A 24,606-nucleotide genomic window follows, 5' to 3' on the forward strand; every position below is an offset into this window, starting at 1 on the left:
TTATTGCTTTGCCGAAAATTTCACTGGTTGAGTATCTTTTTTAATACTTAACTTTTATAGTTTTGTGAGAAGAAATATTAAAAGCCTTGTATTTTAAGCAGGCTTTTATTTCCTTTGGATAAAAGATGAAATAGTATGAGAAAGTATATACTTTTGTTATTGTTTGCTGTATCGACTTTGGCAAACGCTCAGGTGGTGAAGAAAGTTACAGTAGGAGATAAGACAATCGAAATATATCGATTGGACGACAACCAACGAAGTAAGCTCGGAACACTGAAGTATGCGAAGGACAAGAAAAAAAATGCGCAATATATGGAGGAGGTAAGCGATTCTTATTCCAAACTGGAAAAGAATCTTAATCTCTTGTCGAGAAATATTGATCTTTGCAACGACAAAATATTAAATGATACCTATAGTTTTTTACGAATCATAGACTACAGACTCGGGTCTGATGCTCCTAACAATAAAGAATTGTTGGCTGAATTTAATTGTTATGCGAAGTATTATTCAGAATCGAAAGGGCGATAAATCTGAAAAAGGAGTATGAAAATAAGAAAACTCAGAGGAGATGAGTCCATACCTTACGATTTATTATTGCTGGCCGACCCATCGCTGGAAATGATAGATCGTATTGAGAATGGTATACAATGTAAGCATATGCTGGTCTTAACGAAAGAACTTTTTTAGTTTTATCTATATGTAATATTTAGTTATTATTAATATTTATAATTGACAGATCAACCCAAGAGTTTTCTACCTTTGCGACTTATTCAAAACATTATAAAGAACAAACATTTATGAACAGGATTAAACTATTAATCACCTTATTTTTTTGCGTATCAGCCTTAGCATTTTCAAAATCAGATAAGATAAACGACGAGAGTAATAAATTTGAGTTACCTATGATCTATGTAACCAATAATACAGTTCAATTTATAGCTGACGATCTCGACCGATATGTAGGAAATCGTAAGAATGGTGTATCGTTCCCTGTTCTGAAAATGGTTTTTTCGAAACAAGATGAAGCTTTATTTATTCATGTAGTTGCTATTGATAATACATGGTGCAACTTGTTTAATAAAGAAGACAAGATGCTTGGCTATTTTATCTCGGGTAGCAGATTAATACTTGTGTCTGTTCATGGTGATAATGTCGATCTGGAAGACTTCTTTGTAGTGTCTGAAAAGATGCGTAATTTTAGCGCCGGAGATCCGACACTTGCTTCAAAAAAGCCTAATCCGTATTGGAAATATAAATATAAAGGAAAAGAAACCGCAATAATAGATTCGGGTAATATGACCATATTAGAAAAAAGGAACTGATTTATCAGTTCCTTTTTTTATGTCATTATTCGGTTTATTATTTATAGTTTACCGGCTAGACTGCGAGGAATATAGAATGTTTCGTTTTTATCTATATATACCGTTACAGATCTTAGGCTGATCGGTTGATCATTGAGATAGGCAACCGATTTGAAAGCAGGAACAGTCAATGTAACTTTACCTTTCTTTACCTTCAACACAGGCATATCACCGGTTTTATCAATTGTACATTCCAATCCTTTAAATACATCTGTGTGCTTTGCAAATATTTCATTTGTCATATCGGGTAGAGATGTAGTCAAGCCCAATGCATCAAACAGATACTTATTAATTTCCACGTTTGTATTCATACCAACAGGAATATCTCCTTGCGGATGATAGGCAGCTAAGAAAACTTCTTCGCCTGTGTGTCCGCCACTCGTAAATCCGAAATAGGTATGTGCATCCATTATCTTAGCTATAGACGATGCCATATTCACACTATTACTGACCTTCATATAGTCACCTTCTTTATAATTTTGAGAGCTGACAAGTAGCTCGTATTCTTCATTAGAAAGCTCTATCCCTGTATATTCTTTAAAAACAGATCTGAAATTTTGGGGAGCTGTGTTTAATAGTATTTGCTCTAAAGCTCCGGATGTCTTTTTGTATTTAGATACATTTCCGAATAAGTCTTCTAAAGTCGCTTTATCGTAACTTTTCAAATCTCTGCGACCAATTGTAAATCCGCTGTTTCCATGATCGGGAAGAATGATAACAGTAGTTTCACCATTTTTCTTAGCGAAGTCCATAACAGCTGCAACAGCTTTATCGAAAGCCAGATATTCGGTGATACATCCTATAGCGTCGTTGCCATGAGCAGCCCAGTCAATTTTGCTGCCTTCGACCATCAGAAAGAATCCTCTTTCGTCTTGAGACAGTCTGTCTAAAGCCTTTTGAGTCATTTCCACTAAAGATGGTATTTTGGTATCGTCACGGTCAAGATCGTAAGGAAGATCTTTTTCACAAAATAAAGACCATACTTTCTCTTTACCGTTAAAATTGCGGAATGCTTTTATATCATCTTGAATAAGGGTTGTCCCAGTATTTTTCAAATGTTGTTTTATGTCGTCTGTTAGAATAGAATTTCCACCGCCAAACATTACATCCAGATTATTGTAGGCCATTTGTGATCCTATATATTTGTAGTTTCCTCTGTCATAGTAGTGTGCGGAACAATCTGCAGGAGTAGCATGAGGAAACTCTACGGTTACAACAAGACCGGTCGATTTGTTTTGCTGATATTTAGCAGCTTCCAATATAGTTGGTAATGGCTGATAAGCCATGTTCGGGTCTACAGGTATTAAATCGTTTTCGGGATCGGCCACCGGATAAATAGATACATTTCCTGTGCGTTGTGGCATTCCTGTCATATAGCACGATGTCGTTGGTGCAGAGTCTCCGATAGGAGCATTAGACGAATGGGTCTTCACTGTTCCACATATATATGGATCGATTGCCAGATTATTACCTCCCAGTTTATTGTATATCTGATACCATCGAGCCGCTGAAACTACACCGATAGATGTGCCGTCGGGTATCATTACAATTACATTTTTAGTTGGTCTTACGGGCTTGCGGTATTGCTGTTGTGCCCAGGTGGTCGAAAAAATAAGCAGGAGTATAATACTCAAACAAGTCTTTTTCATATTAAAATATTTTTGGTTGTTTATTTCTCTCAAAGTTACTAAATATTAAGTTTACTCAACAAAAGTACCAATAGAGATTTGAAAATATTGGCGTATCTTTGTTTCTTAACAAAATAAAAACAAAGTAATAAATATGACAAAGCAAAAACCTCTGATACTGGTAACAAACGATGATGGTTATCAGGCAAAAGGTATAAAAGCATTAACTAACAGTTTAAAAGGATTAGGTGAAATAGTAGTTGTAGCTCCGGATGGTCCACGCTCGGGTATGTCGAGCGCCATAACATCCTTATATCCCATCCGTATTCATTTACTGCAAGAAGAGACTGATCTTAAAATCTATTCGTGTACAGGAACACCTGTCGATTGTATTAAACTTGCAGTAAGCGAAGTGTTGGATCGTAAACCCGACTTGGTGGTAACAGGTATCAATCATGGTTCGAATGCTTCGGTTGCCGTTCTTTATTCGGGCACAATGGGAGCAGCGATGGAAGGTTGTGTATTCAAAATACCGTCTATTGGTTTTTCTCTTTTAGACCATTCTATGAATGCCGATTTTTCTACATCTGAAAAGATTACACGATTGTTGAGCGAAAAGGTATTGGCAGAAGGGCTTCCAAAGGGTACATGCCTGAATGTGAATATTCCAAATACAAAAGACCTGAAAGGGATTAAAATATGTCGTCAGACATCGGGCAACTGGACAAACGAATTCCAAAAGTCTAAAGACGGATCATATAAAGATGTGTACTGGTTGACAGGCGAATTTGCAAACGATGAACCGAACGATGAGAATACGGACGAACATGTTTTAGCAAGAGGTTATGTTTCAGTAGTTCCGGTAAAGATCGATATGACAGATCATAACTATATTAGTACTATAAAATCGTGGGAGAGTTTAATTTAAGTCTGTAGACTTTTTCATTACTAAATATGACAATATGAAATATTTTCTAGTTGCAGGAGAAGCCTCAGGAGATTTGCATGGTTCTAATCTTATGGCTGCATTGAAAGAGCAAGACCCTGACGCTGAATTTTGTTTTTTTGGTGGCGATCTGATGCAGACGCAAGGTGGCAGACTCATAAAACACTATAGGGAGATGGCCTTTATGGGTGTAATACCCGTTTTGCTTAATCTGAGAACTATACTCCGCAATATGAAAATCTGTCAGGAAGAAATTGTTGAATTTCAACCCGATGTGCTTATTCTGATTGATTATCCGGGTTTCAATCTGAAAATAGCCAAATATATAAAGACTCATACTAAAATACCGGTTTATTATTACATCTCACCTAAAGTGTGGGCATGGAAAGAATATAGGGTGAAGTCTTTTAAGAAGTATGTCGATGAAATGTTCTCAATTTTACCATTCGAGGTAGAGTTTTTTAAAAAGCATAATTACGATATTAACTACGTCGGTAATCCTACAGTAGATGCTGTAGCTCACTTCAAAGCTGAAAATAAATCGGATACATATGAGCAGTTTGTAGCAGATAATATGTTGCCAAGTAAGCCTATTATTGCCTTGTTGGCAGGGAGCCGAAAGCAGGAGATAAAAGATAATCTGCCCTCTATGTTAGAAGCGATTAAAGGCTTTTCCGAATATCAGGCCGTTATAGCAGGAGCACCGGGTATCGATCCTGATTATTATAAAGAATACATAGGAGATAAGCATTGTAAAATTGTATTTGATCAGACTTATCGCCTGCTAAGCCATTCTACCATGGCACTTGTTACATCCGGCACAGCTACTCTTGAAACAGCTCTATTTCGCGTGCCACAGGTTGTTTGCTATAAGACCCCGATTCCACCTGTTGTATATTGGGTATTTAAGAACTTATTGCATACTAAATATATTTCGCTTGTAAATTTAATTGCTGACAAAACTGTTGTACAAGAACTATTCGCTAAGTTTTTTTCTGTCGAAGCTATTCGTAACGAAGCCGATAAAATTCTCCATAATGAAGAATATCGCAATAATATGTTAGCTGGTTACGGTGATGTAATTAGTTTAACAGGTAAACCCGGTGCTTCGCAACACGCAGCGCAGTTGATGATTAGCAAGTTAAGATATTAAATTCTTTTATTTTTCATTTCGTGTTTTGTTTTATTAAAATTTATTTACATTTGTCATCGAAATAACCGTTTAATTAACCTTTTGATTTAAATATTAACTCTCGTTTTCTTTTTTTTGCAAAAGAATAATATCTATTTATTGTAATTTATACTATGTCTTACAGATCGAAGAATACCACTGGCTTCTGATGCATTGCAATAATTTAACCTTAATTTTCTGTATAAAATCTACTATGAAATGATATCTCTATTTTCAATAAAAATTATCTTTATCACCCTTATATTTAACAATATATATTTGGGCAGTAACGCTTATTTATTAGAGAGAGAGAGAGAGAGAGAGAGAGAGAGAGAGAGAGAGAGAGAGAAAAAAAACACACACAACATTCGCGCGCGCAATTTAGCATATACTTATTTTACACTATTACAAAGTTTCGTAAAAAGTACAAATTTACGAACAAATTATATAAGGGATATACATACTCCGGTTTTCGGGTCTGTATATCCCTTCTTTGCTATGCCTATTATTAGGATTTATCCATATATTTTTTAAACTAATCACTAACCTTAATTTGAGAAAATGAAAAAAAGTAAGTACTACATGTGTGAAGGTAGGTCTTCTAAGCGGAGTATTCTTCTGTTCTTAGCAACAGGATTACTCTGTTTTCTACCGGTTTTTCTCTTTGCACAGACAGAGAGAATAGTAACAGGGACAGTTACTGACACCTCTAACGAACCTCTTATTGGTGTTACAATTAGCGTAAAGGGTTCAACAGTCGGAGCCCATACCGATAATGATGGGAATTTTTCTATAAATGCAGATGCAGGGGCTACATTAGTGGCGTCGTATGTTGGATTTTTAAGACAAGAAATTTCTGTTGGTAATAGAAGTAAGATCAACATTACCTTAGAAGAGGATAACCAACTATTAAGAGAGGTTGTGGTAATCGGCTACGGAACGATGGAGAAACGGGCTGTAACGAGTTCTATTTCGTCTATAAGTGGTAAAGATCTAGTCTTGGGAATGGGGGGAGCTACAGTTGGAACAGCGCTTCAAGGTCGGATTGCTGGTTTGACTATATCGGGTAATTCAAGTCCTAACGCTACTAACGATTTCCAATTACGGGGAGTTGCTTCTGTTAATTCCAGCAAAGGGCCGTTAGTTGTTATCGACGGAATTCCCGGGGGAGACATCCGTTCCCTTAATCAGGAAGATATCGAGTCTATCGATGTTCTGAAAGATGCATCTGCCGGAGCTATTTATGGAACACGTGCTGCCGGTGGTGTAATCCTTATTACAACAAAGCAAGCAAATGATGGTCCTATCAAACTCACCTATACAGGAGAATTTTCGACAGAAACAGTGAGAGCCAGACCTCAGGTGTTATCTGCGAGCGAATTTGTAGAGCATGGATTAAGTCAGGACAATTTTGGTCATGATACCGACTGGTATGACGAGTTACTCCGTGATAATCCGTTTTCGCAAAGACATCTGATCAATTTATCCGGTGGAAGCAAAGCTGCCCGTATCTATACAACTTTTATGATGCAAGATCAAAAAGGTATAGTTATTGGTGATGGACGAAAGGATTATTCGGGAAGAATGAACGTTAATTTCAGTCTGCTGGATGGAAAATTAGAGATAAAAACGCATGCCGAATACCATGAGGCTGATAGAGATCTGCGTGCAAATGGAGGTCTTTTTAACATGGCTCTGAAGTTGAATCCGACTCAGGCAGCTTATGATGCAAGCAATCCAACAGGCTACAATGTCTGGACAGGCGGTTGGGAGTATTTTAATCCTGTTGCCGACGTAAATCTAAGAGAGAATAGAGGAAAAGATAAATGGTTGTTGGCAGATGCTACAGTTAAAGTAAATATAAACACCGATTTGTATGCACAAGCTACTATTGGATATCAAGGCAAACAATGGCAAAATTATCAATTTGTATCGGCTAATCATAAATCTTCTTTAGATAATACACGTAGGGGCGAAGCTTTTCACGAATTTAGTAAGACTGACGATATCATATTCGAATCTATTCTTAGCTATAATAAAGCATTTGGTAATAATGTGATAAGCGCTGTGGGGGGTTATAGCTTTTTCGAAACAAACGGCGAAAAATTCAATATGAGAAACTTCGATTTTCCGGTTGATGGGCTAGGTCCCTGGGATATTGGCAAAGGAACATACCTGAGTGAGGGTAGAGCTGAAATGTACTCTAATAAGAGTGCAAGAGAGCGTTTAATTGCATTCTTAGGTCGGGTTAACTATAGCTTTAAAGACAGGTATATGGCTACAGCCAGTCTTCGTCACGAAGGTTCTTCTAAATTCGGTAAAAATAATAAATGGGGTAATTTTTATTCCTTATCAGGTGGATGGCGTTTTTCTGAAGAATCATTCTTGAAAGATATCGAAGTAATAAACGATTTGAAATTCAGGGTTGGATATGGTGTCACCGGAAATAATGGTTTTGAAGCAGGAAAATCGACCAAAATGTATGCTTCGGATGATAATTGGTGGATGACAAATAACGTTTGGAATTATGCCTATGGTTCTAAACATAATGTGAATTATGATTTGCACTGGGAGGAAAAGAAAGAGCTGAATTTTGGTCTGGACTACTCTCTGTTGGATAATCGCCTTTTTGGTAAACTTGATATTTATAACCGTAAGGTAGAAGGTATGATTTATGATGTTTTCGTACCGGTACCTCCGTCAGTTCACGATAGAACCACGATGAATGCCGGTAATTTAGAAAATAGTGGATGGGAGTTCGAAATAGGAGCTATACCTTTCAAAACAAAGGATTTTGAATATACTACCACCATGCGTTTTTCTCATAATGAATCTAAAATTACATCGTTATGGGGAAGTAATACATACGAAGATCGTCTGGGATTTCCCGGTCCTGGCAGTCCGGGTACTGCAATTCGTTTGCAGGCAGGAAAAAATATCGGAGAATATTATATCTGGCGATATGCGGGTATAGATGATAACGGTAATTGGCTATTGTATGACAAAAATAATAATATAATCCCTGCCGCCGATAAAAAAAATGAAGATAAAGCGTTTGTCGGTAATGCTATGCCTAAACTCATTATCGCATGGGATCATACCATCAATTATAAAAATTGGGATCTTTCGATCTTCCTGCGCAGTTGGATAGATTACGATGTATTCAATACGATTAATATGTATTACGGATTGTCGAACGTAGAAGGACAAAATGTACTTAAAGATGCATATTCGAAATATGCACATATAAAGGGTGAAAAAGAGCTTTGTGATTTTTGGCTGGAAGATGGAACATTTCTCAAAATCGATGCCATAAATATTGGTTATAACCTTAATCTGAAAAAATACCATAAATATCTGGACAAAGCCAGATTATATCTGACGGTACGTGACGTGGCAACATTTACAAACTATTCGGGATTGAATCCGGAAGTAAACATCAATGGGCTGGAACCGGGTTTCGAATGGTTCAATAATATTAAAGATGGTGTGACCGGTATTTATCCACAGACCCGTCGTTTTACTTTAGGTGTTCAACTAACTTTCTAATCATAGTTATCATGAAAAAAAATAAATTTAAATATATAAAAGCTCTCTGTCTCGGTAGCCTTTTGTTTATTATATCGGGCTGTACGGATTTAGATGAAAAATGGTATAGTGAGGCTACTCCCGATAAGTATTTTACATCTAAACAGAGTGTGTTAACCGTATTATATCGTCCGTTTACACATTTCCGTTGGTTTGTGGAGAACGATAGATGGAGATTGCAGGAGCTTACCGCTGATGGTTTTGCTATTACCACTAAGGGGCCTCACTGGTACAACGGTGGAATATATCAACGTTTTATTCATCATGCATGGACACCTAATGATGGTGAAATATGGGAAACATGGAGAGGCGGTACAATGGGTATAGCTTTAGCTATGGAGACTAAAGAAGATTTAAACACATTTGTTGATTATGAAGCTTTAGGTTTTACTCAGGCAGAGAAAGATGCTCATCAGATGCAGCTTCAAACATTGATTGCTTATTTGTATATGAGAACCTTAGATTATTTTGGAGGCATGCCTATATTTACCTCTACTACACAAGAAAATATCGGTCGCAGTACAGATAAAGAGACTTTTGCCCATGTAGAAACGTTGCTGAAAGAAGCAATTCCTCAGCTTGAGAAGAAAACCGAAATAGGTAAGCCGGAGGATGGTTCTATAAAACAAGCGGCGGCAGTGATGATGCTGGCACAGTTGTATTTTAATGCAGAAGCTTATATTGGAGAAAGCCGATTTACCGAATGCGCCAAATTATCTCAGGAACTAATAGATGGAGTGTATGGAGCTTATGACCTCGATCCTACCTGGCATGGACCTCATGGCTTTGATAATGACAAATCTCCTGAAATGATATGGTGTACTCCTTCTCAGAATGCTAAATTAACCTTCAACTGGTTCTGGTCTGCATTTTACCACTACGAATCTTATAAATATTTTGATATAGAAGGAGGAGCCGATAATGGTACGCATTTGCAACCATCTCGTAAACCAACAGGCGAAATTTATACTGAATATAAATTAGGTAAGCCGTATGAGAAGTTTAATGATAAAGACTTACGTAAACAACCTTATTTATATTTGGGAAACAAACAGTATAAAGGTATGTTCCTTGTAGGTACACAAACAAATCCTGTGACAGGAGTATCGTCTCGTGGAACACAAGAGTACAAAGATCAGATAATAACATTCGTAGATCAGGTTGCTCAGTTCCGAAAAGTAGGGACAGATTACCCCAATGTGGCCAGTTTGCCCTCTAATATTGCTTCGGGTGAAGAGAATACAGGTATTCGTTTAGTAAAAGTTCCTCAACCGAATCTTGCGGAAAAAACAATTCGCTGGAATCCGGATAATCCGTTGGCTCGTTTAGCGGAAGTATACTATATGTTAGCCGAATGTAAAATGAGGGCTGGCGACAAGGCCGGTGCAGCCACTTTGATAAATAAAGTCAGGGCACGTAACTTTGAAAATAGAATAGACCCTGATCCGGTAACTTCAGCCAATCTTGATGAATACAGAATATTGGATGAATGGATGGTCGAATTTTTAGGAGAAGGTCGTCGTCGTACCGATTTGATTCGTTGGAATAAATTTCTAACTGAAAAATGGTGGGATCATGAAGCGTCGAATGACAAAAATCTGAATCGTTTCCCTGTTCCTGCTAGAGCCTTATCAGGTAGTAATCTGTTGGAGCAAAACCCGGGTTATTGATAAATAACAAAATACTCTTGTTTGCATTTCGTTTTTATTGAGAGACAACTGTGTGAAAAGAGCAAAAGATAAATTTATCTTTTGCTCTTTCTTGTATTATATGTTCATTAATGATATTGTTATTTGCTGTGAATCAATTTTTCTTACACCTGACTGAGATCAAGAAATTGTGAGTGAGGCCACTGCGATACCCCGCAGTATTGGAATAGTAAAGATGCCTATACCAACTCGAAGTAGCATAACGGATGCTGCTAGACCACCAAAAGCCAGATATGCCAAACTGACCCGCTGCATTGTGGTTAATGTTACCCGAAAGAAGGCCGTTAAAACCACCCTGTGCTGCGGTTTTGGATGTGCCGCTTGTGGCAGTACCATTAGTAGGTGTAATGGATTTCATAGCAGTACCATGTGTTGTGCCACGCCATGTAGTAGGTGTATAGTCTATTATACCGGCGCTGCCGATAGTCGGCGTAGTGCTAAACATCGAAGTATTCATAATAATCGCATTCTCCAGATTAGTCCACTCACGGTCGCTGGGCAAATGCCAACCGGATGGGCAAACACCTTGAACTTGCGTGCCTTCGTCCAAACCTCCTTCACTAACAACAGGATCCGCTGCTTGCTTGCCATTAGTGGCTGCTAACCAGGTGTAAAGCAAGCCTAATGTGCCTTTGTTGTTGGAATCTTTATTAGGATAGCCCCAGGCGACAAGATCGAAAGAGTCATTCGCATTATAATCTTCAGTCAGGTTCAAAGCTAAATCGCCATTGTCGCGAACAGGGTCTATAACTGTCGCACGTAAATTATCATTCGTCCAAATCCCGTCCTCAAAATAATTGCCTGTTTCCTCTTTAGTGAAAGTAGGACCATAGACAGGAGCACTGCTGCACGAATAATTTTCTTGTACCTCATAAGTCTTCGTGCGGTTAGCCAAGCCAACATAAAAGCGCGTATAATTGTAGGTTTGTGGTGTATCGCCTGCACGGCTGTCGGTAAAGGAGCCGATATAGCCCAATGGGTATTGACTCCTATTCTTATCTGCAGGCCAGTTCGTAGCGGAACTCGGATCAAGAAAGGTAAAGCTATGTAACACATCTGACACGAGAGTCCGACGATCGGCCGAAATAGGATAAGCAACTAGCGCCTCCCACTTATTGCCTGTCCATACATGTAGTCCGGGGCATATACGATCGACTGTCTCCTGAGCCTTTACGTTATAAACTAGTAAACCAACATGGGTTATTTTTAGTGTAGCATAATCAGTTTCACTACCTGTGAGCATCGGATAAAGATTCGATAAATCGGTAAGCAATACGCGAGGCATAGATAGACCTCTGCTGGACATACCGTCAGGACTTTCTTTCAGATCGAGTAGAGCCCCCGGCAAAGGGGCTTCGTTCCTGCCGATTGTTACTTGGGCGTACATATGCCATGATAGGCAAAGCATTGTTGTCAGGGAATAAAATAGTTTTGTCTTCTTTTTCATGTCGTTTTGTAAGTGTTTTATAATGAGCAAAATATAGTTGTAGTAAGGTAGTGTCGCTACGTAAATGTTAAGCCAATTAAGGAAGTAATGGCTTTGGGTATTGTTATAAAAAGGCTATTAACTACCGGTTTTTGACAAGTAGCATAAGAATTAAAGGTATGCTTAGTTTGATATGTTCGTATCAAAAGATGAGAATGTATTTGAAAAGTTTGCTTTACAGATCCTTAACTTCGGTAAATGTAAATATATATATTTGATTTACCTATAGCTAAGTGTAAAAAAAAGTAGTAGTTGAATCTATAAAATTCTTCTACTACTTTTTTATCCGGTTATTTCAAAAAGTCAGATATCTTATCAAATGTTATTCGGAATTGTTCGTCCACTTCATCGGCTATTCTCGGTAATGCAGGGAATGGATCTTCATGCGTGTATTTATAGGGGAAATCTAGTATGTCAACTTTGATCGGAATATTACGACATACGCCTTGAAGTGTATTGATAACCTCATAAGGGGGTACTACTTCGTCTTTAGCTAGAGTAATGGCATAAAACTGATCGCTCATCCTCATATACGTTTCTTCTCTGTATTCGGTCAATGTTCTGTAATTCAGCATACATCTGAAGTTAATGCCTTCAGGCTGAGCGTTCAGATAATAGCGTAGTACTTCGTCACGTTTCATATGGCTCTCAAGATGTTCTACCACAAAAGAATAAAGGCTGACATTGGCCTCACTGTCTAATATGAATTTCGATACAGGAGATAGCCTGTTGAACACCGCTCCACCACAGAATGTAGCGTATTTCGATTTTGAAAAATATTCATTCTTGTTGCTCATCATTAGTATTTCGCCAAGGAACGTTCCTATTGAGTAAGAGCAAAAATCAATTGTCGCATCAGCACTAATAGCGGGATGTTTACCTGCTTTGAAATACTCTACAAAATCAATAACATCGTAATAGCTTTGCAATCCCGACCAGATAAAACGTTGTGGTTTGTTGTGCAATCGGGTACTGATAGCCACATTAGAAAGGCTCGAACAAATAATGTCAGGGTGGCGTTCTTTGCGTTTTTGGCTGACATGATACATTTCACGCGAGTCGCTCCAGATAGCAGGAGCCCGATTCATATGAAAGGCGATGGGGAATAGTATAATTGTTTTGCCTGTTTTATTGGCTATGTATTTTGCCCATGGAAGGTATTTAGACCAGTACTTTTCGTTAAAACCATGAAACATGAAAATAACCTTGTTTGTTTTCACTTCATGTTTAGGCATAATCATGTGATAGCGAAACTTAATGTTCTCCAGTATTTCGGTATCTTTTTTATTCAATATCTCTTGAATAATATCCGGCTCGTAATCTTCCGGTACGCTAGGTATATATTCGTAGTCATCATTATTACCCGAACCACCTGGAAGTAAAAATCTGTAATTCGATTCGAACGTGAAATTTCGGATAACGGTCTGATTATCTATTTCAATCTCGTTGTCCGTATAATTCTCAATTTTCTTTAAATGATTAAAAAGATCTATGTATTTCATTGTTCTGGTTGTTTAAGAAATATAAACTATTTTAATGTTATACTTATTTCATCGTTAATAACTGATGTCCTACACGGCAAAAGAGACATTTGCGAAGCTCACAGTATTCTCTTTTAAGTTGAATAATAGCTTGCGAATCGGCAGCGTTTTTCAATGGAACTTTCAATTTCGAAAAACGTTTGGTTATGCTATTAAGTTCAGGCTTTATCGTCTCCAGAAAAAGCAATGCGCGCTCGCAATGCTCCTCGCTATTAATTGCTTTTCCGTAAGCGAATAGGATAGGAGCTACGGTATTAATAAGAATAATATCGAGCGATGCGTCACCCAGATATTTAGATTTACGCTCCGATGTTACCCCAAACTGATAATGTGTTTGCCAATACTCGGATGCATTAACATGAAACATTAACCTTATGCGCCCTATATCCTGACAAGAAATTATTTTTGAAAACAAACCGTGTGAACTGTGCAATAATGCCGCCAATTGAGCTATCCGTATTTGCGGAAAAGCGGTCGGTCGTGTTCTTAATTTCTTGAAGATGTATAAATCTAACGGTTCTAATTCATATTTATTTCTTAAGAATTCATATTCTTTTTGCAGTAGTACGAAATAATCGTCTTTCTTCTCTATGTCGTCGAACATGCCCGCTTGACCAAACAAGAGAGCTTCTATTTGTATCAGATTATCGCCTTGTTTTTGTATGTATTTTAAGGGCAGACTTTGAGCTAGTCGTTCGAATGAATCGGAATTAAGACCAAATCCGAAGTTACGCGAAAGTAGTATGTAAAATACATCATCCCACGAATTGTTGAACTGTTTTAATAAATCGGATATATGATTAGATTTTCGTTCCAGCCGTTCGATAAGTAGCGAATTCATCCACGAATTCATATGAAATGGTGGTGTTGAACCTATATAGTTACAGCAAGCAATATCTGTATTGGAATGTATAAGGAAAGAGTAATTCTCGTCGATATGTTTTGGATATGTAATTTCGCATTGAGGAACTTCTTGCTGTAACTCATTATAAACAGCACAATCCACTTTTTCTACAATGTGAAGTATGACCGAATTGTAGCTTTTATTCGTTTGATGTTTGTGCTTTGTCCAATCGGAAGAAGAACGATGTATCTCTATATTACCAGCCCATAGTTTATCGCCTATTTTTATTTTTGCATTGAAAAAGTCGGGGCCTTCATTTGTGTTTGATAAGCCAACATCAATTACTTCAATGGGTGTTCCCGTCGTTGTTTTGAGGTCTTTTTGAAAGAGTCTGAATTTCCAGACGTAATGTAGTATATCTTCCATAATATGATTGTGTAACTTTATTGCTCTATCAAAGATAATAAATATTTAGAGACCTGTAATACCCATTTTTTTCATAAGAAAGCAGGCATTCATATTCTGTGCTACACCTTCGCGAATTTTATAAGTAAACGATAGATGCTCATTTTTTATATCGGCTTCGAATCTATAATTTTTGACCGCGTCAGGGTATTCTTTTTCCAGATTTCCCAATATTAAATCATGGGTGGCTATTATTCCGTTTCCCGATAATGATACCAGTTGCTTCATCAGAGCAATAGATCCCTTTTGTTTATCTTCCGAATTTGTTCCTTTCAATATTTCGTCGAGGATGATAAATAGTTGTTCGCCACTTTGCAGACGGTCTATTATCATCTTGAGACGTTTCAATTCGGCAAAAAAGTACGATTCATTATCTGCCAGCGAATCGGATGTGCGCAGATTTGTTACAAGTCTGAATGGATAAAATTTTAGCGATGTTGCATACACCGGTGCTCCTATGCAAGCCAATGTATGGTTGAGTCCTACGGTACGTAGATAAGTACTCTTTCCTGCCATATTTGCGCCTGTAACAACAAGGAAGAATGGGTGAGTGCCTATCTGTACGTCGTTTCGAACACAGATTTCCCGATTGATCATCGGATGCCCTAAGTCTTTAGCCTCAAACATAAATGTGTCGGCTACTTCAGGGTAAGTATAATCGGGATGATTGTATGCAAATATAGCAAGTGATATAAGGCTATCGAATTGTGCAATGGCGTCGAACCATTCTGTTATATCATTTTCGTGTTGCGATATCCATTTTTCTATTTTGATATCGTATTTTATACACCACATCATGGTCGGATTGAGGAGCAATATTCCGGGGAAAGTGAATGATTGATATAAGTTGTTGCTGTAACTTCTTAGTTGAGATATTGCAGATGATGCTGTTTCATTCTTTTTTGTTTGCTGTTGTATAGCTTTAAGTAACTCGCTGTTGAACGATTCGGTCTCAATAATTTGGAATAACTCGGAATATGTTTGTAAGCTATCTAGTTTTTTCTCAAGACTTTCAATTTTACTTTTAAGATATTTCAAAGGAGCAGCGCCGATAGAAATTAAGATACCCCAATAGATAAGAAATATTAGAGTTTGTATAATTTCCAGCCCATATAACGCGATTCCAATAATAGCAAGGCATGGCATTACGTATGGCATGAATCGCCAGAAGGTTTGGGAGAACGACTTCGCTTCTGCAAACTGTGTCGAAAAGTTTTTAACGTCCAAATTATCAGTTTCACTCATTTGTCCGATCGCTCTGAAATGAGCAATTAACTGAGGCTTGCTACACAACTCTTTTATCGCCTCTTGTCGAGCTATAATATCTTTTTTCTTTTCGGATGGAAATAGAATTGTAGTAGCTAATTTGTCTTTTCCAGATGCAGTTACAGTTCTGTTAATGGATTGGAAAATAGAATGATTGCCAAATATATCCAGATCGAGGCTGTAACTGTGGCTTGCATCGCTTTTTTCGGCAGCACCATCGAAAGCGGAAAAGTCATAATTGATCCCTTTTAATTCGTTTTCGGCATTTTCGATTAGTAGTTCACTATATCTCTTTTGAATAAATAATTTATTATGATACTTCAATAACAGTAAGAATATGATGAATGATAATCCTATTGTTGTTAATACTACAGACGTGTTGCTCCATAGCGCATAGCAGATAGCAATACAAGCTAAAACAACAACAAGCCTGATTGTGCCTACTTGAAATATTGTTTTTTTCTTTTGGGCTAACTTTACTCTTTCCGCTAAAATTAATGTACTATATGATTCTTTTACTTGCTCTAAGGTCATAATTATATATAATGATTTAAAATAGTTCGTGAAGCACATCCAGCGATTTCAGTTGAGGGAAATCTTGTAGATGCAATCGGTAATATTCCAGTATTCTGTTGATAACAATAATCCTGTCTTGACGGGAGAATATAAATTTATGCATATTCTCATACGATATACGATCCAGACGAGCTAATGCCCGGCTATCGTATCTGTTCAGAAAATGATTGTGCAAAGGTTGATGTGTAACAAACTCTCCATTCATCATATCGAAAATGCTATTTACAGTGTAGTCGTGCAAGTTAGGGTAAAAACCTAAAAAGCGACTTAACTTTAGCATAAATACAAGATGAAAATTGGCGATGCTTTTGTCAGTCATTTCAAGTATCTGAACCGATTGGTCGAGAAAATTGAATAACAATTGGCTGTCATTGGCATCCTTTAGTACACGGGTTAGAAATTCCGAGAGAAAGAAAGTCATCGATGTTTTTGCCATGTTACCCGATATGTCATATAGGTGTAAAGTAGAGCGAGCCTCTCCGATACGGTGTATATCGCGTGAAGCCTGATGATCTACTTCCAGTTCGAGTATAGCGAGCGGGGAGAAGAGGGATTTGGATACTTTTGTATTCCTGCTTTTAGCCTTCGATACCATATACGTAACCCGTCCAAACATTTCGGTAAATATTTGAACAAGCATATACTTGTCGTTATAATTAATGGTACTAAGGACTACTCCTCTCGTTTTATGTAGCACAAATAATCAATTTTATGAAAGGCAAAAATACGAATACTAAAATAAATCTTGTCCTTTATTCTGGAATAATTAATTAACTTCGTAATTCAAAAACAAATAAGAAAATATGGAGACCAGTATTAAAAACATTTTATTCGATTTTGGCGGAGTAATAGTTAGTTTGAACAAGAATAATGCGTTAAACCGATTTCGCGAAATTGGTTTCTCTAATATAGATGAGTATATAAACGAGTTTCGTCAAAAAGGTATTTTTCTCGAATACGAAGAAGGAAAAATCAATGCAGAGGAATTCTATAAAGAATTTCGTAGGTTAGCGGGTAAAGAAGATATATCGAACGAGGACATCGATTCGGCGTGGTTAGCTTTTTTGGTTGGTATACCCGAATATAAATTTCAATTGCTGAAAGATCTTCGCAAAAAATATAATGTTTACCTGCTAAGTAATACCAATCCGTCTGTAATGAGTTGGGCTCAATCGAAAGACTTCTCTCCCGAAGGATTACCTATTCAGGATTTTTTCGACAAATGTTATTTATCATTTGAAATTGGTTGTGCAAAGCCGGATAAAGAAATCTATGAATTTATAATAAAAGATTCAGGCATGAACCCTGCCGAAACATTATTCTTCGATGATGGAGCAGCAAATATCGAAGTGGCTAAGAAACTAGGGTTTGAGACCTACCTAACCAATCAGGACGAAGACTTGAGAAAAGTATTCGAACGCAGAGAACTACTTTAAGATAGTATTGCAGTGCAATTAATAGACAAAGATCATATAATAGAACATAAGCCATTGGTCGCTACTATTGGCTTCTTTGACGGTGTGCATATTGGACACCGATTTCTTATCGAACAAGTTAAACAGGAAGCTATTGAGCGTTCGTTACCATCAGCTGTAATAACCTTTCCTGTTCATCCACGTAAGGTTATGCAGGCCGATTATCAACCTGCGTTACTTTGTGGTTATAAGGAGAAGCTAGAACGGTTGGAGACTACCGGTGTCGACTATTGTGTGGCACTCGAATTCTCGAATGAGATTTCCCGAATGCCCGCCCGCCAGTTTATGCTTGAAGTATTAAAGAATAAATTGAATATAGATACCTTATTGATTGGTTATGACCACCGTTTTGGGCATAATCGTACAGACGGGTTCGAAGACTATAAGCATTATGGCAATGAGATTGGGATACATGTTGTTCAGGCACAAGAGTTGCCGGGAGAACATGTCAGTTCATCTCGTATTCGCCATTTGCTGGCAGAGGGTGATGTTGAAAAAGCAACACAATTGTTATCTTATAATTATACAATTTCGGGGAAGATAGTCGAAGGTTTCAAAGTCGGGCGTACTATCGGGTTTCCTACAGCGAATATTCAAGTGTGGGAAAAATATAAGGTTATTCCTGCTTTTGGTGTATATGCAGTTTATGCTCACGTAGAGGGTAAGCGATACGATGCTATGTTATATATAGGGCAGAGACCTACGTTGCAGAACGGGCAGGATATAAGTGTAGAAGTAAATTTATTCGACTTCGATGGCGATTTGTATAATAAAGAGTTGACAGCCGAATTTCTTGAATTTGTGCGCCCTGATGAAAAGTTCTCGGGTATAGATTCTTTGAAAAAACAAATTGCAAAAGACAAGGATACAGTTATCAATATATTGAAAATCATTGGAAAAAGCCATTGAGAGAGTCCTGTTTACCCCATAATGTGCAAAAAAGTGTATATAAATGAAAAAATAATCAGTTAAAAAACTTATTTACTGATTTTTATTTTTACATTTGCTCCTGCATAAGAGTTTTATATTAATAGTGTAGTTTATATTTTTCTTTTCAAGTCAGTTCTTGCTAAGTTTTTTATACAATTCAATTAATCTATTCTTACTGCAAAGAGTATTTTATTATAATTTTTATTTTTTTTACAAATGAACATTTTTATTGCAGGGTTGAGCTATAGCATCAACGACAACGACTTAAGAGATCTATTTAGCGAATACGGAGAAATTTCTTCTGCAAAAGTTATCATGGACAAACAAACTAGCCGTTCAAAAGGTTATGGTTTTGTTGAAATCGAAGATAACGCAGCTGGACAAAAAGCTATCGATGAATTAAATGGAGCTGAGTATGACGGAAGAACTATTTCTGTATCTGAGGCACGTCCTCGCACAGAAGGTGACCGTCCACGTAGAAACTTCGACAACAACAGAGGTGGAAACGGTGGTGGCTTCAGAAGACGTGAATATTAATCCGTTTTTTGATAAGATAAAAGATGAGGCGTGCAATATTGCACGCCTCATTTGTTTTATACCTTTTTCTGTTAATTAAAAATAGAAGTTGTAAAGTATCTTTTTTGTTAAAAAACATTCTCCGTATTGTTCTAACCAACCTTCCATGTGTTACTTAGGGAAGTTAAGGATAGATATTCGCTCTTAATTCCTTTGTTTCTCAAGAATTAGATGTAAAATATTTATTTATTCAAAAAAACTTTTTACCTTTGCAGCCATTCTTTTTGAGTATTACTATAATTGAGACGTGGGAAAATTTAGCCTGTATAACATACCCCTGAGATCTTTATCGGAAGGGAAACATGAGTTCAAATATCACTTGGATAACAAGTATTTTGAGCTTATTGATGGTACTGTCGAGATACGAAAAGGTAATCTGGATGTGGTTTTGATGTTGAAAAACACAGCATCTACATTCGAACTTAATTTCGACACTAATGGGTCTGTACAAGTACCTTGCGACAGATGTTTGGATGATATCTCGATGGAGGTGTCTACTAAAAATAAGTTGATCGTAAAGTTTGGAGCAGAGTATACCGAAGAAAGCGACGAAATAGTTGTGATCCCGGAAGAAGATGGCGAGATCAATATTGCTTGGTTCTTATTTGAATTCATAGCATTGAGCTTACCAATGAAACATGTGCATCCGGCAGGTCAATGTAATAAAGGAATGTCGAGTAAGTTGAACAAACATAGAGCGACCCTTGCGGACGATAGTGATGATGACGATGAGGAAGAAGATGACGATACTTCTCTTGAAGGCGATGATTCATCATTCTCTGATCCACGTTGGGATTCTCTTAAAGATGTCGCTGCAGACGAATAATAAAGAATAATTAAAAGAAGGTTTTATACTTCTTATTAGATAATAATAATCATAACTAAATAATAAAAAAGAAATGGCACATCCGAAACGAAAACAGTCAAAATCAAGAACAGCTAAAAGAAGAACTCATGACAAAGCAGTAGCTCCTACATTAGCAGCATGTTCTAACTGTGGTTCATGGCATGTATTCCATACTGTTTGTCCTGAATGTGGATACTACAGAGGAAAATTAGCTATCGAGAAAGAAGCTGCGGTTTAATCAGCCTAAAACTTATAAGCCCTAATTCTTTTAGGGCATTTTTTTGTATTTATATTAAAATAAAACGAGAATAAGATGATTCGAGCTGCAATTACCGGCATTGGAGCATACGTTCCAGAAGATATTCTTACTAATGAGGAATTATCTAAAATAGTTGATACAAACGACGAATGGATAATGTCGCGTGTAGGCATTAAGGAACGCCGTGTATTAAAGGGTGAAGGTAGAGGTACTTCTGTAATGGGAGCAGAGGCGGTAAAAGAATTGTTGAGAAAGACTAATACTACACCTGAAGAGGTTGAGGTAATTATCTTTGCAACAACTACCCCCGATTATGTATTTCCATGTACAGCGGCTATGACAGCAGAAGCTTGTGGTATTAAAAATGCTCTGGGTTTTGATGTTCAAGCTGCTTGTTCGGGTTTTATTTATGCTCTTGAAGTAGGATCTAATTTTATTAAATCGGGAAAATATAAGAAAGTAATTGTAGTAGCAGGAGATAAAATGACTTCTATTACCAATTACAAAGACCGCACTACATGTCCTTTGTTTGGAGATGCAGTGGGTGCCGTAATGCTGGAGCCTACCGAAGAAGAATATGGTGTTATGGATTCTATCCTTCATGTCGATGGTATAGGTATTCCTCACCTTCATTTAAGAGGTGGTGGTTCTGCTTATCCGGCATCGCACGAAACGGTAGACAAAGATATGCACTATGTGTATCAAGAAGGTCAGGTTGTATTTAAACATGCAGTATCTCGTATGGCAGATGTATCTGTTGAGATAATGCAGCGCAATAATTTGACTAAAGAAGATGTAGCATGGTTGGTTCCTCACCAAGCGAATATCCGTATCATCGAGGCTGTAGGTAAAAGAATGGGTCTTTCGGATGATAAGGTTATGATCAATATCCAAAAATATGGTAACACAAGTGCAGGTACTATTCCGCTATGTTTGCACGAATGGGAATCTAAGCTTAAAAAAGGAGATAATATAATTCTAGCTGCTTTTGGTGCCGGATTTACGTGGGGTGCCGTATATTTGAAATGGGCATATTAATTAAAATTTAGACCATATATACAGAAAAGGATAGTCAAACGACTATCCTTTTTTTATTGTTAATCTTAAAACTATTTATTATCAAAATTTAAATTATTACCTTTAAGCCATTCTAACCAATAACCCTTAATAATGAAAAACACTCAAACCTATCTTTTAGTTATAGCATTAGCTATAGGTTTTTTTGTCTCTTGTAAGAATGTGGAACCACCACAACCGTATGGAGCTATTGCCACAGAGCATCAGTTGAAGTGGCAAGAATTAGAATATTATATGTTTATCCATTTTGGACCTAATACGTTTACGGATGTAGAATGGGGAGATGGTAAGGAAGATCCGAAAGTCTTTAATCCAACCAATGTAGATTGTCGTCAATGGGCTGCAACGGCTAAAGCTGCAGGGATGAAAGGCATAATTATAACAGCAAAGCATCACGATGGTTTCTGTCTGTGGCCAAGCAATTACAGTACGCATACAGTGCGTGAGAGTTTATGGAAAGATGGAAAAGGAGATATACTGAAAGAGTTGTCGGAAGCCTGTAAAGAATACGGCTTGAAATTCGGAGTTTATCTTTCTCCTTGGGATCAGAATCATCCTGCTTATGGTACTCCCGAATATAATCAAATATTTGCTAATACACTGAATGAAGTACTTACCGGGTATGGCGAAGTTTTTGAGCAGTGGTTCGACGGAGCTAACGGTGGGGCTGGACATCCCGGTAAAGAGCAGATTTACGATTGGGATATGTTCCATGATGTAGTTTATAAAAACCAACCCCAAGCTATTATATTCAGTGATGTCGGTCCAGGTTGCCGCTGGATGGGTAACGAGCGTGGTGTTGCCGGAGAAACCAATTGGTCTACTATGGATATAGAAGGCTTTGAACCGGGAGCAAAAGCACCTTCGACCGATATACTTAATATGGGGCAACCTAATGGTAAAGCATGGGTTCCTGCAGAGACAGATGTCTCTATTCGTCCGGGATGGTTTTATAGTCCGTCTACAGATGATAAGGTGAAAACAGTCGAGCAACTTATGGATATATATTATACTTCGGTTGGACGTAACTCTAATCTATTGCTGAATGTTCCGCCTGATCGTACAGGACGCATTCACCCGAATGACTCTATACGTTTAATGGAATTTAGAAAAGCCATAGAAGAGTCTTTTGGTCAAAACCTTATAGAAGGAGTTTCTGTCGATGCTACTAATGTACGTGGCGGTTCATCCTCTTATGCAGCAGCTAATGTGACTGATGGGAAAAGTGATACTTATTGGGCAGCCGATGACGGTGTTCTGTCGGCATCGTTGACTCTTGACTTTAAGAAAGACATCACATTTAATCGTATTATGCTACAAGAGTATATTGCATTGGGGCAGCGAGTGTCTGAGTTCAATGTTGAATATTGGGATCAGGAAAAAAATGATTGGGTGGTATTGACGAAAGCAACAACTATCGGTTACAAACGTATCCTTCGATTTCCTACTGTTACCACGACAAAAGTGAGAGTAAATATAACAAATGCATTGGCTTGTCCTGTGTTGAGCAATATTGAAATATACAAAGCTCCGGAACAACTTACAGCGCCATTTATCAAAAGAGACAAAGATGGTTTGGTTACAATACAGTGTGTGAATAATGACCCTGTGATTTATTATACTCTCGATGGAACAGAACCAACACTGTCTTCACCAAAATATAATGGTGGGTTTCCGTTGCCTGATGGTGGCATTGTAAAAGCTATCGCTGTTGTAGATAATGGAAATAAAAAAAGTGAGGTAGTAGTATTGAGTTACGATATTGCTCCTATAGGTTGGGTCGTACTATCACCTTCCGGAGCAGAAAAAGCAATAGATGGCGATACCCAGACGTATGCTGCGATAGATAAAAATCAGTCATTGGTGATTGATATGAAAAAAGCTCATTTGTTGAAAGGGTTTTCTTACACACCTGTTGGTAGAACAGAAGCCGCCAATATATCGAGATATAACTTCTATATTAGTGAGGATGGTAAAACTTGGACGAAAGTTGTCAATAATGCTATTTTTAATAATGTAAAGAATAATCCGATAAAACAAGATGTAATATTAGATAAGCCTTTAAAGGCAGGTTATATCAAAATAGAACCTACAGAGTTGACAAATAAGGGTGATAAATATCTTGTCGCAGAAATAGGCCTGATAACAAGATAAAGCAAGAAGAGACAAAATAAGATGAAAGAGGAAGCCGTTTATTATATAAGGCTTCCTCTTTTTTATTTATCTTTACACCCATAATAAACAATAATATGAAGAACTTTAAATATTTAATATTTGTCTTTTCTCTTTTTTTGTTAAGTTGCGGTAGCGATGATGGCAAAAGTAGTGTGATGAGATGGACCGGTGAAAATAATGTCTCTGATTTTAAGAGATATGTGGGTGGTCCAGATGGAGGAAGGGAGTTTGTTATAGAAGGTGTTGATGGTAACGGAAACCCTATTAATGCTGATAGTGTGAAAAATGCTGAAGTTCGGAGAAGGTTCAGCGATAGCTATAAGGCTGGGCTATTTACATATATGACTGTCGAATTTAATAATGATATAATAACATACGTGGACTCCATGAAAATAGTTTCAACTTATCAATTTAAAAATGACTCTTTATTTGTTCTCAGGTCTGATAAGAAGTTAATCTATGTAGCAACAGGAAATACAGATAGTTTATATCGGGTGGAGGGTCTGTTGTATTATCAGCTTTCGGATAAAGAGCCTCAGATCATTTCTTCTGACAAAAGTGTTGATTTGGAAACAGCGTTGAAATCTGCTGGTTATTCAAGTTTGCAAGAAATGAAAAATCCACTGGATACCATAATCTGGTGTAATGTTAAATATATATTTAAATAAAATAAAAACACTTATTAT

21 protein-coding genes are annotated in these 24,606 nt (G+C 37.3%); 15 read left to right on the forward strand and 6 right to left on the reverse strand.

Going from position 1 to position 24,606, the window contains the following annotated elements; all coding sequences use genetic code 11:
- Positions 1 to 135 precede the first annotated feature (135 nt).
- The 3 genes from G7Y56_RS04840 (at position 136) to G7Y56_RS04850 (ending at position 1,322) form a co-directional block, all read left to right on the forward strand.
- Positions 136 to 528 carry a hypothetical protein gene (locus G7Y56_RS04840; protein ID WP_165021286.1) on the forward strand — a complete coding sequence of 131 codons (393 nt, stop codon included), beginning with the start codon at positions 136 to 138 and terminating at the stop codon, positions 526 to 528.
- Positions 529 to 543: 15 nt separating this feature from the next.
- Positions 544 to 687 carry a hypothetical protein gene (locus tag G7Y56_RS04845; protein ID WP_165021287.1) on the forward strand — a complete coding sequence of 48 codons (144 nt, stop codon included), beginning with the start codon at positions 544 to 546 and terminating at the stop codon, positions 685 to 687.
- 110 nt (positions 688 to 797) lie between these two features.
- A complete protein-coding gene (locus tag G7Y56_RS04850) occupies positions 798 to 1,322 on the forward strand; it encodes a hypothetical protein (protein ID WP_165021288.1) in 525 nt (174 codons plus the stop codon).
- A 41-nt stretch (positions 1,323 to 1,363) separates the two neighbouring features.
- On the opposite strand, the gene G7Y56_RS04855 is transcribed toward G7Y56_RS04850, so the two are convergent.
- Positions 1,364 to 3,010 carry an alkaline phosphatase gene (locus G7Y56_RS04855; protein WP_165041559.1) on the reverse strand — a complete coding sequence of 549 codons (1,647 nt, stop codon included), beginning with the start codon at positions 3,008 to 3,010 and terminating at the stop codon, positions 1,364 to 1,366.
- Between the two features lie 133 nt (positions 3,011 to 3,143).
- Here G7Y56_RS04855 and surE point away from each other — a divergent pair, with 133 nt between their 5' ends.
- The 4 genes from surE to G7Y56_RS04875 all read left to right on the forward strand — a co-directional run bounded on the left by surE (position 3,144) and on the right by G7Y56_RS04875 (position 10,364).
- Positions 3,144 to 3,917 (forward strand): 5'/3'-nucleotidase SurE, encoded by a 774-nt coding sequence (gene surE / locus G7Y56_RS04860; RefSeq protein ID WP_165041560.1) that lies wholly within the window; start codon positions 3,144 to 3,146, stop codon positions 3,915 to 3,917.
- A 34-nt stretch (positions 3,918 to 3,951) separates the two neighbouring features.
- Positions 3,952 to 5,088: a lipid-A-disaccharide synthase gene (gene lpxB, locus G7Y56_RS04865; RefSeq protein WP_165041562.1), complete on the forward strand. Its 1,137-nt coding sequence runs from the start codon at positions 3,952 to 3,954 to the stop codon at positions 5,086 to 5,088.
- A gap of 579 nt (positions 5,089 to 5,667) precedes the next feature.
- The gene (locus G7Y56_RS04870) at positions 5,668 to 8,655 is read left to right on the forward strand and encodes a SusC/RagA family TonB-linked outer membrane protein (RefSeq protein WP_165041564.1); all 2,988 of its coding nucleotides are present in this window, start codon (positions 5,668 to 5,670) and stop codon (positions 8,653 to 8,655) included.
- 11 nt (positions 8,656 to 8,666) lie between these two features.
- Positions 8,667 to 10,364 carry a RagB/SusD family nutrient uptake outer membrane protein gene (locus G7Y56_RS04875; RefSeq protein ID WP_165041566.1) on the forward strand — a complete coding sequence of 566 codons (1,698 nt, stop codon included), beginning with the start codon at positions 8,667 to 8,669 and terminating at the stop codon, positions 10,362 to 10,364.
- 133 nt (positions 10,365 to 10,497) lie between these two features.
- On the opposite strand, the gene G7Y56_RS04880 is transcribed toward G7Y56_RS04875, so the two are convergent.
- The 5 genes from G7Y56_RS04880 to recO all read right to left on the reverse strand — a co-directional run bounded on the left by G7Y56_RS04880 (position 10,498) and on the right by recO (position 17,278).
- Positions 10,498 to 11,850 carry an FISUMP domain-containing protein gene (locus tag G7Y56_RS04880; protein WP_165041568.1) on the reverse strand — a complete coding sequence of 451 codons (1,353 nt, stop codon included), beginning with the start codon at positions 11,848 to 11,850 and terminating at the stop codon, positions 10,498 to 10,500.
- Positions 11,851 to 12,179: 329 nt separating this feature from the next.
- Positions 12,180 to 13,391, reverse strand: a complete 1,212-nt coding sequence (locus G7Y56_RS04885) for a DUF6051 family protein (RefSeq protein WP_165041570.1) — start codon at positions 13,389 to 13,391, stop codon at positions 12,180 to 12,182.
- A gap of 43 nt (positions 13,392 to 13,434) precedes the next feature.
- Entirely contained in the window at positions 13,435 to 14,700 is a 1,266-nt protein-coding gene (locus G7Y56_RS04890; protein ID WP_165021296.1) for a DUF2851 family protein, read from the reverse strand.
- Between the two features lie 45 nt (positions 14,701 to 14,745).
- Positions 14,746 to 16,539, reverse strand: a complete 1,794-nt coding sequence (locus G7Y56_RS04895; RefSeq protein WP_165041572.1) for a hypothetical protein — start codon at positions 16,537 to 16,539, stop codon at positions 14,746 to 14,748.
- A gap of 16 nt (positions 16,540 to 16,555) precedes the next feature.
- Positions 16,556 to 17,278 carry a DNA repair protein RecO gene (gene recO / locus G7Y56_RS04900; RefSeq protein WP_165041574.1) on the reverse strand — a complete coding sequence of 241 codons (723 nt, stop codon included), beginning with the start codon at positions 17,276 to 17,278 and terminating at the stop codon, positions 16,556 to 16,558.
- Between the two features lie 106 nt (positions 17,279 to 17,384).
- Here recO and G7Y56_RS04905 point away from each other — a divergent pair, with 106 nt between their 5' ends.
- The 8 genes from G7Y56_RS04905 to G7Y56_RS04940 all read left to right on the forward strand — a co-directional run bounded on the left by G7Y56_RS04905 (position 17,385) and on the right by G7Y56_RS04940 (position 24,588).
- Positions 17,385 to 18,017 carry an HAD family phosphatase gene (locus G7Y56_RS04905; RefSeq protein WP_165021299.1) on the forward strand — a complete coding sequence of 211 codons (633 nt, stop codon included), beginning with the start codon at positions 17,385 to 17,387 and terminating at the stop codon, positions 18,015 to 18,017.
- A 12-nt stretch (positions 18,018 to 18,029) separates the two neighbouring features.
- The gene (ribF, locus tag G7Y56_RS04910; protein WP_165041576.1) at positions 18,030 to 18,965 is read left to right on the forward strand and encodes a riboflavin biosynthesis protein RibF; all 936 of its coding nucleotides are present in this window, start codon (positions 18,030 to 18,032) and stop codon (positions 18,963 to 18,965) included.
- Between the two features lie 237 nt (positions 18,966 to 19,202).
- Positions 19,203 to 19,523, forward strand: a complete 321-nt coding sequence (locus G7Y56_RS04915) for an RNA-binding protein (protein WP_165021301.1) — start codon at positions 19,203 to 19,205, stop codon at positions 19,521 to 19,523.
- A 286-nt stretch (positions 19,524 to 19,809) separates the two neighbouring features.
- Entirely contained in the window at positions 19,810 to 20,388 is a 579-nt protein-coding gene (locus G7Y56_RS04920; RefSeq protein WP_165041578.1) for a DUF177 domain-containing protein, read from the forward strand.
- 73 nt (positions 20,389 to 20,461) lie between these two features.
- Complete coding sequence (gene rpmF, locus G7Y56_RS04925; RefSeq protein ID WP_165021303.1) at positions 20,462 to 20,647, forward strand: 50S ribosomal protein L32; 186 nt, start codon at positions 20,462 to 20,464, stop codon at positions 20,645 to 20,647.
- Positions 20,648 to 20,722: 75 nt separating this feature from the next.
- Positions 20,723 to 21,706 (forward strand): beta-ketoacyl-ACP synthase III, encoded by a 984-nt coding sequence (locus G7Y56_RS04930; protein ID WP_165021304.1) that lies wholly within the window; start codon positions 20,723 to 20,725, stop codon positions 21,704 to 21,706.
- A gap of 132 nt (positions 21,707 to 21,838) precedes the next feature.
- A complete protein-coding gene (locus G7Y56_RS04935; protein ID WP_165041580.1) occupies positions 21,839 to 23,899 on the forward strand; it encodes an alpha-L-fucosidase in 2,061 nt (686 codons plus the stop codon).
- 95 nt (positions 23,900 to 23,994) lie between these two features.
- Positions 23,995 to 24,588 (forward strand): hypothetical protein, encoded by a 594-nt coding sequence (locus G7Y56_RS04940; RefSeq protein ID WP_165041582.1) that lies wholly within the window; start codon positions 23,995 to 23,997, stop codon positions 24,586 to 24,588.
- Positions 24,589 to 24,606 lie beyond the last annotated feature (18 nt).

The sequence above is a fragment of the Dysgonomonas sp. ZJ709 genome (genome assembly GCF_011039195.1).
Lineage (GTDB): Bacteria > Bacteroidota > Bacteroidia > Bacteroidales > Dysgonomonadaceae > Dysgonomonas.